General features: G+C 68.7%; 15 protein-coding genes. 13 read left to right on the top strand and 2 right to left on the bottom strand.

Annotated elements, in window-relative coordinates; all coding sequences use genetic code 11:
* Nucleotides 1-15: 15 nt before the first annotated feature.
* From ccrA to FNM00_RS04400, 5 genes are all read left to right on the top strand, one after another.
* Nucleotides 16-1284, top strand: a complete 1269-nt coding sequence (gene ccrA, locus FNM00_RS04420) for a crotonyl-CoA carboxylase/reductase (protein WP_143911838.1) — start codon at nucleotides 16-18, stop codon at nucleotides 1282-1284.
* A gap of 39 nt (nucleotides 1285-1323) precedes the next feature.
* A complete protein-coding gene (locus tag FNM00_RS04415) occupies nucleotides 1324-1905 on the top strand; it encodes a cysteine dioxygenase family protein (RefSeq protein ID WP_143911837.1) in 582 nt (193 codons plus the stop codon).
* A 2-nt stretch (nucleotides 1906-1907) separates the two neighbouring features.
* Nucleotides 1908-2237 carry a carboxymuconolactone decarboxylase family protein gene (locus tag FNM00_RS04410; protein ID WP_143911835.1) on the top strand — a complete coding sequence of 110 codons (330 nt, stop codon included), beginning with the start codon at nucleotides 1908-1910 and terminating at the stop codon, nucleotides 2235-2237.
* A 100-nt stretch (nucleotides 2238-2337) separates the two neighbouring features.
* A complete protein-coding gene (locus tag FNM00_RS04405; RefSeq protein WP_143911833.1) occupies nucleotides 2338-3255 on the top strand; it encodes an AEC family transporter in 918 nt (305 codons plus the stop codon).
* 50 nt (nucleotides 3256-3305) lie between these two features.
* Entirely contained in the window at nucleotides 3306-3965 is a 660-nt protein-coding gene (locus FNM00_RS04400) for a hypothetical protein (RefSeq protein ID WP_143911832.1), read from the top strand.
* A 56-nt stretch (nucleotides 3966-4021) separates the two neighbouring features.
* Here FNM00_RS04400 and FNM00_RS04395 read toward each other — a convergent pair whose 3' ends face one another.
* Nucleotides 4022-4753 carry a GntR family transcriptional regulator gene (locus FNM00_RS04395; RefSeq protein ID WP_143911830.1) on the bottom strand — a complete coding sequence of 244 codons (732 nt, stop codon included), beginning with the start codon at nucleotides 4751-4753 and terminating at the stop codon, nucleotides 4022-4024.
* Nucleotides 4754-4836: 83 nt separating this feature from the next.
* Here FNM00_RS04395 and FNM00_RS04390 point away from each other — a divergent pair, with 83 nt between their 5' ends.
* A complete protein-coding gene (locus FNM00_RS04390) occupies nucleotides 4837-5304 on the top strand; it encodes an OsmC family protein (RefSeq protein ID WP_143911828.1) in 468 nt (155 codons plus the stop codon).
* Nucleotides 5301-6554, top strand: a complete 1254-nt coding sequence (locus FNM00_RS04385) for an amidohydrolase family protein (protein WP_246065053.1) — start codon at nucleotides 5301-5303, stop codon at nucleotides 6552-6554. The genes FNM00_RS04390 and FNM00_RS04385 overlap by 4 nt, the downstream gene beginning before the upstream one ends.
* A 19-nt stretch (nucleotides 6555-6573) precedes the next feature.
* Here the strand turns inward: FNM00_RS04385 and FNM00_RS04380 are convergent, their stop codons facing one another.
* A complete protein-coding gene (locus tag FNM00_RS04380; RefSeq protein WP_143911824.1) occupies nucleotides 6574-6966 on the bottom strand; it encodes a VOC family protein in 393 nt (130 codons plus the stop codon).
* Nucleotides 6967-7049: 83 nt separating this feature from the next.
* On the opposite strand from FNM00_RS04380, the gene FNM00_RS04375 reads away from it, so the two are divergent.
* The 6 genes from FNM00_RS04375 to FNM00_RS04350 all read left to right on the top strand — a co-directional run bounded on the left by FNM00_RS04375 (nucleotide 7050) and on the right by FNM00_RS04350 (nucleotide 13923).
* Nucleotides 7050-7604, top strand: coding sequence for a DinB family protein (locus FNM00_RS04375; protein ID WP_143911822.1), 555 nt, complete (start codon nucleotides 7050-7052; stop codon nucleotides 7602-7604).
* A 114-nt stretch (nucleotides 7605-7718) separates the two neighbouring features.
* Nucleotides 7719-8213, top strand: a complete 495-nt coding sequence (locus tag FNM00_RS04370) for an SRPBCC family protein (RefSeq protein WP_221933577.1) — start codon at nucleotides 7719-7721, stop codon at nucleotides 8211-8213.
* 43 nt (nucleotides 8214-8256) lie between these two features.
* Nucleotides 8257-10569, top strand: a complete 2313-nt coding sequence (locus FNM00_RS04365; protein ID WP_143911818.1) for an FdhF/YdeP family oxidoreductase — start codon at nucleotides 8257-8259, stop codon at nucleotides 10567-10569.
* 5 nt (nucleotides 10570-10574) lie between these two features.
* Nucleotides 10575-11423 (top strand): formate dehydrogenase accessory sulfurtransferase FdhD, encoded by an 849-nt coding sequence (gene fdhD / locus FNM00_RS04360; RefSeq protein ID WP_143911816.1) that lies wholly within the window; start codon nucleotides 10575-10577, stop codon nucleotides 11421-11423.
* A 407-nt stretch (nucleotides 11424-11830) separates the two neighbouring features.
* The gene (locus FNM00_RS04355; RefSeq protein ID WP_143911814.1) at nucleotides 11831-12832 is read left to right on the top strand and encodes an Lrp/AsnC family transcriptional regulator; all 1002 of its coding nucleotides are present in this window, start codon (nucleotides 11831-11833) and stop codon (nucleotides 12830-12832) included.
* Complete coding sequence (locus FNM00_RS04350) at nucleotides 12829-13923, top strand: extracellular solute-binding protein (protein WP_143911812.1); 1095 nt, start codon at nucleotides 12829-12831, stop codon at nucleotides 13921-13923. Before FNM00_RS04355 ends, FNM00_RS04350 begins: the two co-directional genes overlap by 4 nt.

Here is a 13923-nt window from a genome sequence, read left to right as displayed (position 1 = left end):
CCAGAGGAGAGACCCATGGACGAGCGAACATCCGTCGCGAACCCGACGACGACCGCGACCGAGATCGGCGCACTGCCGCCGGTGGGCGAGATCCCCGCGACGATGCATGCCCAGGTGGTACGCCCGGAGAGATACGGCGATCCGGCCACGGCCTTCGTGCCCGAGACGGTGCCCACACCCGCGATCGGTCCCGACGAGGTCCTCGTCGGTGTGATGGCGGCGGGCGTCAACTACAACAATGTCTGGGCGGCGCGCGGATATCCCGTCGACCAGGTGGCGGTGCGCGGCAAGCGTGGCGAGTCGGAGGACTTCCACATCGGCGGCTCCGACGCGTCCGGCATCGTCTATGCCGTTGGTGACGCGGTGACCGACTGGCAGATCGGCGACCATGTCGTCGTCCATCCGGGCGTCTGGGACGCCGACGATCCGTGGATCGCCGCCGGACGTGACCCGATGATCGCGCCCTCGGCCAAGATCTGGGGATACGACACCAACTACGGCTCCTTCGGCCAGTTCGCCCGCGTGCAGTCGCACCAGCTGATGCCGAAGGCCGACCATCTCTCCTGGGCCGAGGCGGCGGCTCCGACGCTGGTCGGCACCACCGCCTACCGCATGCTCCACGGCTGGGCCGGCAATGAGGTGCTCGACGGTGACCTCGTGCTGGTCTGGGGCGGCTCGGGGGGTCTGGGCACCCAGGCCTCCCAGCTGGTCCGGGCGGCCGGCGGACGGGCGGTCGCGGTGGTGTCGGACGACGAGCGCGGCGCCTTCGCCATGAAGTACGGAGCCATCGGCTATATCAACCGCTCGGAGTTCACCCACTGGGGTGTTCCGCCGCGGGTCGACGATGCGGAGGGGCAGAAGGCATGGTCCTCCGAGGCGCGCAGATTCGGCAAGAAGCTGTGGGAGATCGCCGGTAGTCGCGAAGACCCGGCCATCGTCTTCGAGCATCCCGGAGCCGCCACCATTCCGACCAGCGTCTTCCTCTGCCGCCCCGGCGGCATGATCGTCATCTGCGCCGGGACCACGGGCTTCGACGCCATGGTCGACCTGCGCTACCACTGGACCCGCCAGAAGCGACTGCAGGGATCCCACGGCACCAACGACACGCAGGCGTACGCCTACAACGAGCTGGTCCGCGCAGGGGTGGTGGACCCATGCGTCGGCAGGGTCGTGCCCTTCACCGACCTGCCCGCCGTTCACGCCCAGATGGGACGTGGTGAGGAGGTGTTCGGCAACACCGTCGTGCTGGTGGGAGCCACCACACCCGACGAGGGCCGCGCCTGACCGCTGACCACTACCGAAAGCGAAGGAGAAGCAGGACACATGCTTGCCACACAATGCCCACCCGAGATCGCCGAGTTCGCTGAACGCTGCCGCGAACGCATCCGGAACACCGATGACGAGCAGCGGCTGACCCAGGAGATCGCCCGCGACCTGACCCAGGTGCTCGATGCCGGGTTCGACCTGCCCGAGGAGCTGCGCCGTCCCCAGGAGGAGCGCTACATCATGTACCCGCTCTATGTGAGCGAGGACGACGATCTCAGCATCGCCAGCGCGGTCTGGAATGTCGCCCAGGGTACGCCGGTGCACGGACACGAGACCTGGGGTGTCGTCGGCATCTACTCCGGTCAGGAGACCGAACGCCAGTACGAGAAGCCACAGCGAGAGGGCGTGCCGTTGAGCGCACTCGACCAGGCCGTCTGGTCGCCGGGACAGGTGACCGTCTGCTGCACGATCGACGACGACGTCCACCAGGTCTGGAACGACGGGGACGTCCCGTGCGTCGGCATCCACGTCTACGGACGTGACATCGGTCGGCTGGAGCGCCGTTCCTACGACCCCGAGACGGGCGACCAGTCCTGGTTCGTCTCGACCTGGCCCACCGACAACGACGAGGAGAAGTGACCATGTACGAGCTCACCGACCGCCAGTACGCCAAGGACATCCGCAAGGCCGATCCCGATGCGTTCGCCGCCTACTCGGCCTACCACGAGGAGGTGCTGCGAGGCGACAGCTCGCCGCTGGACGCGCGCACGACGGAGATGATCGCCCTCGGTGTGGCCTTCACGACGCAGTGCCCGCACTGCATCCACAGCCATAGTGTCGCCGCGCGATCGGCCGGCGTGACCGAGGAGGAACTGGCCCGGGTGATCCACATCGCCAGCGCGTTGCGATCGGGCGGTGCGATGACCCACGGGATGGTCGCCTGGAAGTTCTTCGACGAGGACGCCGGCTGAGCACTCGGTCCATGGTGCATGGGTCGCCGGGCTTCACCGCGACGGAGCAGCGGGTGCCGCTGTTCCGTCGCGGTGTCGTCCTCGGGCGCCGCCGCCTGCCGTGAGCGTCGTCGGTTCGGCCGTCGTGCCGGTGGTGCTCGCCATCGCCTTGGGCGCGGGGGCGCGGCGGGTCGTCGGGCCGGTGTCCGCGTGGCGTGGCTTGGAATGGCTCACGTACTACTGCTTCACTCCGGCGATGATCGCCTCGGCGATCGGCGCGGCCGAGCTGCGGGCGGGGGCGTTCCCGCCGATCCTGCTGGCGCTGGGGCTTCCGACGGTCGTCGTGGCGGCGGCCCTCGTGTTGCTGCGGGCACCGATGCGGCAGGACGAGCCGGCCACTGGAGCGGTACTCCAGGGCTCGATCCGGTTCAACGCCTATCTCGGGCTGGCCTACTCCAGCGCTCTGCACGGTGCCGCAGGAACGGCGGGCTTCGCCGTGACCGCCGCGGTGATGGTGCCCGTGGTCAACGCCTTGTCGGTCGGGACTCTGGCCGCCTATCAAGCGCGCAGTGGGGCGAGCGCGATCCGTGCGGTGGCGCGCGAGATGGCGGGCAATCCGCTGATCCTCGGGTGTCTGGGAGGCGTGGCGTTGAACCTCGCCGGGGGAGTGCCGAGCCTCGCTGAGCCGGTGTTCTCGATGCTCGCCGGACCGGCCGTGGTGTGCGGCGCGATCCTGACCGGCACGGCGCTGCAGTGGCAGCTGCGAGGCCCGGATCTGGTGGCCATCGCGATCGCCTCGACCCTCAAGCTCCTAGTGTTGCCCACCATCGCGATCATCGTGACGCTTCATCTCGATGTCGACACGGTGGTGCGTGACTGCCTCGTGCTGGTGAGCGCCCTGCCTGCTGCTCCCTCCGCCTATGTGCTGGCGGTTCGGCTGGGCGGCGATGGCCGGCTGACGGCCTCCATCACGGGCGTGCAGACGCTGCTCTCGGTCATCACGATGCCGTGCATGCTGGCTCTCGTCGCGCTCACCTGAGTCTCGGCCCTGCCCCGGGTCGGGGCATCAAGCGATAGAGTTCCTCCTCGATGAGCCTGATCGATCCCTCCAGCCGCTGGTGGAACCGCGGTTCGACGCGCCGCGGTGCCGCGTATCTCTGTTGGACCGTCGCAGTCCTTTCCGCCGGCTTCGGTGCCTGGGATCTGGGTGGGGCCGTCGGCTCGACGCCGGCCGCGCTCTCGCTCGTCGCCAGCACCGTGTCGATCCCGCTCCTGATCCTCGGTGTATTCCTGTACCAGTTCGGTGTCGACTCCGAGGAGTTCGAGGGTCGATCCCTGTTCATGCCGCTCGCGGGATACTTCATCGCCTTGGGGGCGGGGATGACCGGCGGGCAGTGGCAGCGCGCCGGCGATCTCTCGGTTCTCGGATTGGTCTTCGTCATCGCCGGTGTCGTCGCGTTGCTGTCGACCGAGGTCATCGCCCGGAAGGTGCGCGACGGGGCTCGCCTACGTGCGCGAGTCCAGCGCAGCGGCGTGCTCGCCGAGGGCCGCGTGACACGTACGCACCGCTATTCGCTGAATTATCAGGACGTGACGCGCGTGACGATCCGTTTCACGGACTCAGCGGGGCAGACCCGCTGGACCAGCCAGACCGTCTCGGGGAACCTGAAGACGGGCGATGCCGTCCGGCTCAAGTACTTGCAGGCCGATCTGGGGCACCGGCCCGCGGTGGTCATCATCGGGCGCTGACGAGGGTCGCCGTCGTCGATGCGTCGGGGACTCGGGTCCGAGGGGCAGGTGACCGATCAGCGCCAGTCGGCGCGGCGGACCATCGCATAGCGGAAGGCACCGCTCAGATGATGCTCGGTGGTCCAGTAGCAGACCCCGCGGGTCGGTGACATGCCGCTGACTTCCAAGGTCAGCACCGGTTCGCCGGCGGGGCGCGAGGCGTGGGCCGCGTCGGCCTCGTCGAGTGCCGTGGCGGTGGGCCAGACCACCTCCCACTCGGCCCGGGCTCCCGCGAGGGTCACGGCGATGTCGACCATCGGCTGCTCCGGGTCGATCGTCTCGGGGTCGACGGCCCCGGTGATCGGGACCGAGTCGTGGGCGAGCAGTGCGGGGACGCCATCGGCGGTCCAGCGCTTGTGCACCCGCAGCACCTCGGTGCCGGGCCTCAGGTCGTAGGCCTCGGCCTCGTCGAGGGTGATCCGCGTCCGCTGCACGTCCAGCACATCCAGCTGTGGGGTCTGACCCATGGCACGGATCAACGCGGACTCCTCCACCCGTCGATCGAATCGGGCGGGAATGTCCAGGAGTGAGGCGTTGACCGTGGTGTCGGCTCCCTTGCGGCGATGGATGTACCCGCGTTCCTCGAGGCGGATCAGCGCCTCGCGCACGGCCGGTCGGCTGCTGGACAGCGCGGCGGCGAGCGCGGGCTCGCCGGGAAGACGACGTCCGTCTCGGGCGGCCTCCGCCCACAACTCCTCCAGCCGCTCGTCGAGTGGAGGCTGTCGATCCCGCGCGGTCTCACTGGTCACTCGGTCACCTTATCGCTCTGGCCAACCTGTCAGATAGGTAGTACGTTACCTGTCAGACAGGTTGTCGTCAGCGAGGAGGGATCATGACCGATACCGACCAGAACGCCGCCTCGGCCAACCGCGATGTCGTCGTCCAGAGCCTCGACGGCTTCGCCTCGATGGCCGTGATCGGGGGCGAGCATTCCGTGGTGATCGACGAGCCCCGGGAGTTCGAGGGTGAGGGCATCGGTCCCAATCCCTTCGGGCTGATCCTCTCCGCCCTCGGCGGCTGCATCGCCGGGACGCTGCGCGGCGTGGCCCGTCAGCACGGCTTCGACTACGACCGTGCCGCGATCCGTCTCTCGCTGCGCGTCAACCGTCCCACCTCCGGTCCGCTCGACCCGGGGGAGCGGGAGCTGCGGATCTCCCGGATCATCGCCGCGATCACCATCCACGGCGATCTCACCGAGGAACAGCGCACCCTCCTGACCCACGGCGTGGAGACCTGCCCGGTCGGCAACACCCTGCGCCGCGGCCTCAGGCTCACCGAGACCGTCGAGTTCGCCCGATGAACGGAGACATCATGACCGAGATCGACCTGCTGATCCAGAACGCCCGCCTGCTCGACGGCCGCGTCGTCACCATCGGCATCGGCGGCGGCCGCTACCGCTTCATCCAGGAGGCGGAAGAGCCGTTCTCCGGTGACGCCGCACGCACCATCGATGCCGGCGGAGCCCTCGTCACGCCCTCCTTCGTCAACGGTCACCTGCACCTGGAGAAGGTCTACACGCTGCCGCTGGCCGGCGACGGTGCGTTGTCGGCCTATACCTCGGGGGCCATGGATCAGGCGCTCAGCTCGATCGTGGGGGACGCCTCGGCCGTCAAGCGGCACTACGACAGGTCGTGGATCATGCCGAACGTGCGCCGCGCCCTCGATGAGGCGGTCCGCCACGGCACGTTGCACCTGCAGGCCTTCGTGGACGTCGACACCGCCGCCGGCCTGGAGGGCATCGAGTCCGTGCTCGCGGTGCGCGAGGAGTATCGCGATCTCCTGGATCTTCAGGTCGTGGCCTTCCCGCAGGACGGGCTCCTCCGGGACCCCGGAGCGGCCGAGCTCTGTGAGGAGGCCATGCGGCTCGGCGCCGATGTCGTCGGCGGCATCCCCTGGATCGAGAGCACCGACCGAGATGCGCGAGCCCACGTCGAGTGGGCGTGCCGTCTCGCCGCCAGCGGCGGCCATCGGGTGGCGATGCTGGTCGACGATGCCGGCGACCCCGCGCTCCGCACGACCGAGATGCTCGCCGAGGCGATGATCGATCACGGGCTGCAAGGCCGCGGCGTGGCCTGTCATGCCCGAGCGCTCGGGGTGTACCCGACGCCGTCGGTGCAGCGCCTCACGGAGCTGGCGAGGCGTGCAGGCCTCGGTTTCGTCTCCGACCCGCACACCGGGCCGCTGCACCTGCCGGTACGGGAGTTCCTCGACGACAGCCTCGCGGTGGCGCTCGGACAGGACGACATCGAGGACGCGTACTACCCCTTCGGCCGCAACAACATGCTCGAGGTGGCCTTCCTCGCCGCGCACCTGCTGCGGTTCCTTTCCGGTCCCGACCAGATCCGCCTGATCGAGCTGATCACCGACCGCGCGGCCACCGTGCTCGGCATCGAGCAGCACCGCATCGAGACCGGTGCCCCGGCGGATCTCTGCGTGCACACCGCCGAACGGGTGGTGGATCTGCTGCGCGACCACGCGGCACCGCGCTGGGTGGTGCGCGACGGACGGATCATCGCCGAGACAGAGACGCACACCGTCATCCACCGCTGAAGATCTCCGCGGGGGCCCCTCAGATGTCGATCTCGGCCTCGGACCGCAGGATGCAGAACTCGTTGCCCTCCGGATCGGCCAGGATGACCCACCCGGTACCCGGGCCGTACTGGCCTCGATGATCGGCGACCTGCGTGGCGCCGATCTCGAGGAGCCGTTCGAGCTCGGCATCGCGAGTCCCCTCGCGCGGGCGCAGGTCGAAGTGGATGCGGTTCTTGACGGACTTCGGCTCCGGGACCTCGATGAAGAGGATCTGATGTCCCGTCTCGGGATCGACGATCAGGCATTCGTCGTCATCGGGCCGCAGTGGCTCGTCGGGCAGTTCGGTGTAGCCGAGCACGCGTTGCCAGAAGATGGCGAGGGTATAGGCGTCGGCACAGTCGACCGACGTGTGGGAGACGTAGCTGGTCATGGGCTCAGCCTGCCGCATCCCTCCGACGTCATCGCTCGGCGCGAGGGATTGTGCTGGACGGCCGGGACGAGGACGATGGCACGATGACAGAAGTCCCCGGCCGCTGGAGCCGCGCCACCACCTATGAGGACATGTGGGTCGACCCGGACGATGATCCCCGCGACAAGGACGGGGCGAGCCCCGACGGCGAGCTGGCCACCCTGCGCGACTTCCTCGACGGCTACCGGCTGACACTCGTGATGAAGTGCGACGGACTCGATGCCGAGCAGCTCGCGCGTCGCTCGGTGCCTCCGTCGACGATGTCGTTGCTCGGCCTGCTGCGCCACCTCGCCGAGGTGGAGCGCGACTGGCTCGGCTGGTTCACCACCCCGCAGGAGCGGCTCTACGGGCCCAAGGACGGGGACTTCGACGGGGCCGTCGCCGACCCGGCGGTGGTCGAGGCGGCCTATGTCGATCTCGCCCGCGAGCAGGAGGCGACGGATGCGGCGCTGCTGGCACTCACGGACCTCGGCGAGCGGTTCGGCGACGATGGGACCTCGGTGCGTGAGCTGTGGGTCCACCGGGTCGAGGAATACGCCCGGCACTGCGGCCACGCGGACCTGCTCCGCGAGTGCATCGACGGCCGGGTCGGACAGTGAGGACGTCCCCGGCGTCGCCCGAGCGGAGGTCGTCGTTTCGGTTACGATGAAGGCGTCCGTAACGATGTGGCCCGTCGGCCGCCGACGGCACAGGATCGGAGGCGCAGGATGGTCATGATCGAGGCGCACACCGACATCGAGGTTCCCCGGCGCACCGCCTATGACCAGTGGACGCAGTTCGAGAGCTTTCCCCGGTTCATGTCCGCGGTGCGGGCGGTCGACCATGTGAGCCCCACGGTCACCCGCTGGCGCATCGGCGTCGGCCCGCTGCACCGGGACTTCCACGCTGAGATCCTCGAACAGCATCCCGACGAGAGCCTGCGCTGGCGGAGTCTCGACGCGTACCCGACCCACGAGGGCGAGGTGGTCTTCTCCGAGGTCACGGAGGGCCGCACGCGGGTCTCGGTGCGGATCCGTCTCATCTCGGGGAGGAGCGGACCGTTCCGGGGCATCGTCGAGCGCGCTCTGCGACAGGAGCTCGGGGCCTTCAAGGACTTCATCGAAGGCATCGGCGAGGCCGGTGGGGCCTGGCGCGGCACGATCCACGAGGGCCGTGTGCAGCAGCCCGAGGCGACTGCGCCGCGTGCGCCCACATGGCCGCACGGGTGAGCGGCCCGTCCGGGTATCAGACGACGTACGAGAGGCGATGGTGATGAGCACGACCCCGAACGGCGACTCCGACGAGCAGCTGAAGGTCAGCGAGCCCAAGACCTGGGCCGCCGGCGTTCCCGCCGTCGCCCACGCGCTGCAGTACTCGCTGGAGCAGACGTCCCCGCGACGCACTGCGCTGACACTCCTGAACATGAACCAGGTCGACGGGATCGACTGCCCCGGCTGCGCCTGGCCCGACCCGGCTCCGGGGCACCGGCACAAGAACGAGTACTGCGAGAACGGCGCGAAGCACATCAACGACGAGGCCACGTCGAGCCGTGTCACCGCCGAGTTCTTCGCGCAGCATCCGGTCTCGGAGCTGGCGCAGCAGTCCGATGAGTGGCTGAACCGGCAGGGCCGGCTCACCGAGCCCATGGTCAAGCGTCCCGGCTCGGATCACTACGAGCCGATCAGCTGGCACGATGCACTGGACCTGGTGGCCACGGAGCTGCGCGCCCTGGACTCGCCCGACGAGGCGGCCTTCTACACCTCCGGACGCGTCAGCAACGAGGCTGCCTTCGTGCTGCAGCTGTTCGCTCGGGCCTTCGGCACCAATAACCTGCCCGATTGCAGCAACCTGTGCCATGAGTCCAGTGGCACCGCGCTGAGCGAGACCCTCGGCACGGGCAAGGGCACGGTGAGCCTGCTGGACCTGCACCACGCCGACCTGATCTTCGTCGTCGGCCAGAACCCGGGAACGAACCATCCTCGCCAGCTGTCGGCTCTCGAGGAGGCGAAGCGCAACGGCGCGCGCATCATCGCGATCAATCCGCTGCCCGAGGCCGGCCTGTTCCGCTTCAAGAACCCTCAGAAACCCCGTGGTGTCATCGGCTCGGGCGTGCCGATCGCCGACCAGTACCTCCCGATCCGGCTCGGGGGAGACCTCTCCTTCTTCCGTGCCCTCAACCGGCTGCTCCTCGAGGCCGAGGACGCCCGTCCCGGTGAGGTGCTCGATCGCGACTTCATCGACGCCAGCACCAGCGGTTTCGAGGAGTTCGCGGAGCACGCCCGGTCGACGGACTGGGACACGGTGCTCGCTGAGACAGGGCTGAGCCGTGCGGAGATCGAGGTGGCCCGCGATGAGGTGATGCGGGCCGATCGCATCGTCGTGTGCTGGGCGATGGGGATCACCCAGCACCGTCACGCCGTGCCCACCATCCGCGAGATGGTGAACTTCCTGCTGTTGCGCGGGAATGTGGGGCGTGCCGGCTCGGGAGCCTGCCCGGTGCGCGGCCACAGCAATGTCCAGGGTGATCGCACGATGGGCATCTGGGAGCAGATGCCCGATCACTTCCTCGACGCTCTGCAGCAGGAGTTCGGATTCGACCCTCCGCGCGTGCACGGCCTCGACGCGGTCAACACCATCCGCGCCATGCACGAGGGCCGGATCAAGGTCTTCCTGGGCATGGCAGGCAACTTCGTCCGGGCGACCCCGGACAGCGCGGTCACCGAGGAAGCGATGCGACGGTGCCGCCTCACCGCGCATGTGTCGACCAAGCTCAACCGGTCCCACACGGTCTGCGGTGAGACCGCCCTCATCCTCCCCACCCTCGGCCGCACGGAGATCGACGTCCAGGCTGGCGGCGAGCAGTTCGTCACCGTCGAGGACTCGATGAGCGAGGTGCACGCGTCGCATGGGCGGTTGGAGCCCGCGTCGCGAGTGTTGCTGAGCGAGGTCGCGATCCTCGCGCGGCTGGCGAACAAGACCGTGCACGACAAGGTCGATATCCCGTGGCAGGAGTTCGAGGACGACTACGGGACGATCCGCGACCGGATCTCGCGCGTCGTCCCGGGCTTCCACGACTTCAATGCGCGGGTAGCGCGTCCCGGTGGTCTGAAGCTGCCCAATCCGGTCAACGAGGGGATGTTTCCCACGCGGACCGGTACGGCGATCTTCACCAGCAACGATGCCTCGGCGCCGACCGCCCCGCCCCGCCATCTGCTGCTGCAGACGCTGCGCTCGCACGACCAGTGGAACACCATCCCGTACACGAATAACGACCGCTACCGGGGCATCCACGGCAGTCGCCGCGTAGTGCTGGTGAATGCCGCCGATATGGACGAGCTGGGGCTGGCCGAGCGCGACCGTGTCGACCTGGTCAGCGTGTGGTCCGATGATGTCGAGCGACGTGCACCCGGCTTCGAGGTCGTCGCCTATCCGACCCCGAGGGGCTGTGCCGCCGCGTACTATCCGGAGACCAATGTCCTGGTTCCCCTCGACAGCGTCGCCGACGTCAGCAACCAACCAGCGTCCAAGAGCGTCGTGGTGCGGCTGGAGCCGGTCGGCGCGCCGACCGCCGCCGGTCGCGGCTGATCGTCGTGGGCTCGATCACGAGGCGGTGGCGGACGACGAAGCTGACCGTCGGTGGTGAGCCTCGGGTCCGTCCGGACTCGCTGGCGGTGGAGGAGCCGCTGGAAATCCGGGTGGGCGGGACACCGCTGGCGGTGACGATGCGCACGCCCGGCCACGATGTCGAGCTCGCCGCCGGGTTCCTCGTCTCCGAGGGAGTGGTTTCCGCCGGCGAGCAGTTCCGCTCGGCCATCCACTGCGGTGGGCCGGGAAGCGGCGGCGTCGAGAACACGTACAACGTGCTCGACATCGCTCTCGCGCCGGGGGTCGAGCCACCGGATCCCGACATCGCACGGGCCTTCTACACCACGAGTTCGTGCGGCGTGTGCGGCAAGGCGAGCATCGACGCGGTCGCGACGGAATCGGACTTCGAGATCGCCGACGACCCTGCCCCGTTGGACGTGCATCGACTCGTGCGATTCCCCGACGAGCTCAGGGCGCGACAGGCGGTGTTCGACAAGACCGGGGGTCTGCACGCGGCCGCGCTGTTCGAGGCGGGGACCGGCGAGCTGTTGGTGGTGCGCGAGGACGTCGGCCGTCACAATGCCGTCGACAAGGTCATCGGGTGGGCACTGCTGAACGACCGGGTTCCGTTGCGAGGGGCGGTGCTGCAGGTCTCGGGACGGGCGAGCTTCGAGCTCGTGCAGAAGTGCGTCATGGCGGGCGTGCCCATCCTCGCCGCCGTCTCGGCACCCTCGTCGCTCGCGGTCGAACTGGCCGAGGACGCGGGGTTGACGCTGGTCGGCTTCCTGCGCGGGGACTCGATGAACGTCTACACCCGATCCGACCGCATCCTCGAGCTGTCCGCTCCAACATGAGGAGAGGGAGTCGTCACCCGTAGGTGGCGCCCACAGGAGCGGGCACGGCGATCTCGGCATACCGGACCGTAACACCTTCCCCCGCTCCCGCGGTCCGATGAGCTGCGAACCACCGCGAGTGGTGCGGATTCGCCCTCGATCGGCCCGGATGAGGGTGAATATGCACCACTCGACGGACACGGGCTTCCCTAGGGATCCCGTCGAGCGGGACCAGGGTCACTCAGCGTCCTCATCGCTCCGGTCCCAGAAGGGGTGTCCGTAGGGGACAGCCGGCCTTACGTCTGCCTGCTCGTGGTCCTAGAGGCCAACCTTGCGATGATGTTTCCATACGTCACTTGCATATAGTTGCAGATTTCTTTCGTTCACGATCTTGTCAATGGTGATTTCATGCAGTAGAACTGAGTGCTATGCACAACAGCGGGGAGCTCTCCAGCCTGGATCGCGCCATCGTCGCGGCCCTGCAGCTCAACGGCCGCGCCACCTGGAAGGCCGTGGCGGTCGCCGTGGACTCCACCGAGACGACGGTGGCGCGGCGCGCTCAGCGTCTGCTGGACTCCGGCATCGTGCGGGTGGTCGGCGTCGTCGACGTCCTCCTGTGCGGCCTGGGAACGCCGGCCCTCGTGGGCATCCGCTGCCGCCCCGGCAGGACGGCCGAGGTCGGTGCGGCGATGGCCGCCCGCGACGATGTCCGGTTCGTCACCACCGTCAGTGGTGGCACCGATGTCGTCGCGGAGTTCGTCGTCGACGGCCGTGCCGGGCTGCTCGACATCGGAGGCCCGGTGCTGGCCGATCCGACCCTCGTCGACCGCGTCGATCACTATCCGGTGCTGCGCACGTTCCGCGGCATCCACGACTGGGACCCGGGCGCGTTGCCCGCGGAGGCGAGCGCGGTGCTGCGCCCTCGGAAGGTGCCGACCTTCGAGGCGACGGCCTCGACCGCCGATCAGGGCGGACTGGACGACCTCGACCACGCGATCATGGGCCAGCTGTCACAGGACGGCCGACGCAATTACGGCGAGGTTGCCTCCGCCCTCGACACCAGTCAAGCCACCGTCTCGCGTCGGATGGATGCCCTCTTGAGCACGGGCCGGATACGGTTCCGCACCCTCGTCCAGCCCTCGGCCCTCGGCCTGCCCGAGGAGATCATGCTGTGGTGCAAGGTGTCCCCGGCCGGGCTGACCGCGGCCGCGACGCGCCTCGCCGAGCACCCGGCCGTCAAGTACCTCGTCGCCGCGTCCGGTGAGCACCAGCTCATCGGACGAGCGGCCCTGCGCGACTACGAGTCGATCTACCCGTTCTTGACCGAGGACATCGCCGGCATCGAGGACATCACCGACGCCAGCATCACCCCCGAGATCCAGGTCCTCAAGCGGTCCTGGCAGCTGACCCTTAAAGGAGCACGGCAATGACCACTCGCCCTCCCCACGAAGCCATGCCCTCGCGCCGCCTCTTCCTCGGCGGTGTCCTCGGCAGTCTCGCGCTCGCCGCATGCTCGGTGCCCGGTAGCCGGGACTCTTCGAGCGGCAGCGGTTCCGGTGGCTCCGAGGGAATGGCCGGAGCCCTCGCGGTGACCGCCTTCGGCGGCACGACCCAGGAGATCTACAACAAGATCGTCTACGGACCGTTCGGCCAGGAGCACGGCACGCGCGTCACCGAGGTGACGCTCCAGTCTGACGATGCCCTGGCCCGGATGCTCGCGCAGAAGGGCAGTCCCGAGATCGACATGTTCCAGTTCTCCGGCGGTCAGGAGAGCAGCGCGAAGGCACAGGGGCTGAGCACCGATATCGGCGACCTCGGCGTGGACGTCGACAGCCAGTTCGTCGACCCCGACGGCCAGTGGGCCGCGGTCGCCGTGATCCCCGAGGGGATCGTCTACGACACCGAGCAGATCTCCGAGGCGCCCACCAGCTACCGGGACTTCCTGCGGCCCGAGTACCGCGGACACATCGCCTTCCCCAATATCACCAGCGGCTACGGCGTCGACTTCCTCGTGATGCTGGCCTACGCGTACGGTGGCTCCGAGACCGACATCGATCCCGGCTTCGAGGCGCTCGCCGAGATCGCCGCCCACGCCCAGATCTTCCAGTCCGCCGCCGAGATGCAGACCCTGTTCTCCCAGGGCGGGGTGTGGCTCATGCCCTACGACTCGTCCAATGCCTTCCGCACCGCCGAGGCCGGGCTGCCGGTGGCGTTCGCCACGCCGGAGGAGGGCAGCCCCGCCAACCTCATCACCCATGTGATCGCCGACGGCTCACCCAATGTCTCGACGGCCCAGGCGGTCGTCCAGGCCGCGCTGCAGCCGGACGCCCAGGCGCAGCTCGCCGAGCAGCTGCGCTGGATCCCGGTCAACCCGGATACCGAGCTGTCCGGCGAGGTGGCCGACGAGGTGCCGGTGGGACAGGAGGCGCTCGACGGGCTGAACATGCTCGATCGTGAGGCGATCGCCGAACAGCGTCCCGAGTGGACCGAACGCTTCAATCGCGAGATCGCCACCCTCTGA

The organism is Aeromicrobium piscarium (genome assembly GCF_007421815.1).
GTDB classification, from domain to species: domain Bacteria; phylum Actinomycetota; class Actinomycetes; order Propionibacteriales; family Nocardioidaceae; genus Aeromicrobium; species Aeromicrobium piscarium.
The sequence above is the reverse complement of the archived record's forward strand: the minus strand, read 5'-3'. Positions and strand labels throughout refer to the sequence as shown.

Excerpts from the sequence above, each read along its gene's own strand:
- ccrA (WP_143911838.1), top strand. The coding sequence starts at position 16 with ATGGACGAGCGAACATCCGTCGCGAACCCGACGACGACCGCGACCGAG.
- FNM00_RS04415 (WP_143911837.1), top strand. The coding sequence starts at position 1,324 with ATGCTTGCCACACAATGCCCACCCGAGATCGCCGAGTTCGCTGAACGC.
- FNM00_RS04410 (WP_143911835.1), top strand. The coding sequence starts at position 1,908 with ATGTACGAGCTCACCGACCGCCAGTACGCCAAGGACATCCGCAAGGCC.
- FNM00_RS04400 (WP_143911832.1), top strand. The coding sequence starts at position 3,306 with ATGAGCCTGATCGATCCCTCCAGCCGCTGGTGGAACCGCGGTTCGACG.
- FNM00_RS04390 (WP_143911828.1), top strand. The coding sequence starts at position 4,837 with ATGACCGATACCGACCAGAACGCCGCCTCGGCCAACCGCGATGTCGTC.
- FNM00_RS04385 (WP_246065053.1), top strand. The coding sequence starts at position 5,301 with ATGAACGGAGACATCATGACCGAGATCGACCTGCTGATCCAGAACGCC.
- FNM00_RS04380 (WP_143911824.1), bottom strand. The coding sequence starts at position 6,966 with ATGACCAGCTACGTCTCCCACACGTCGGTCGACTGTGCCGACGCCTAT.
- FNM00_RS04375 (WP_143911822.1), top strand. The coding sequence starts at position 7,050 with ATGACAGAAGTCCCCGGCCGCTGGAGCCGCGCCACCACCTATGAGGAC.
- FNM00_RS04370 (WP_221933577.1), top strand. The coding sequence starts at position 7,719 with ATGATCGAGGCGCACACCGACATCGAGGTTCCCCGGCGCACCGCCTAT.
- FNM00_RS04365 (WP_143911818.1), top strand. The coding sequence starts at position 8,257 with ATGAGCACGACCCCGAACGGCGACTCCGACGAGCAGCTGAAGGTCAGC.
- FNM00_RS04355 (WP_143911814.1), top strand. The coding sequence starts at position 11,831 with ATGCACAACAGCGGGGAGCTCTCCAGCCTGGATCGCGCCATCGTCGCG.
- FNM00_RS04350 (WP_143911812.1), top strand. The coding sequence starts at position 12,829 with ATGACCACTCGCCCTCCCCACGAAGCCATGCCCTCGCGCCGCCTCTTC.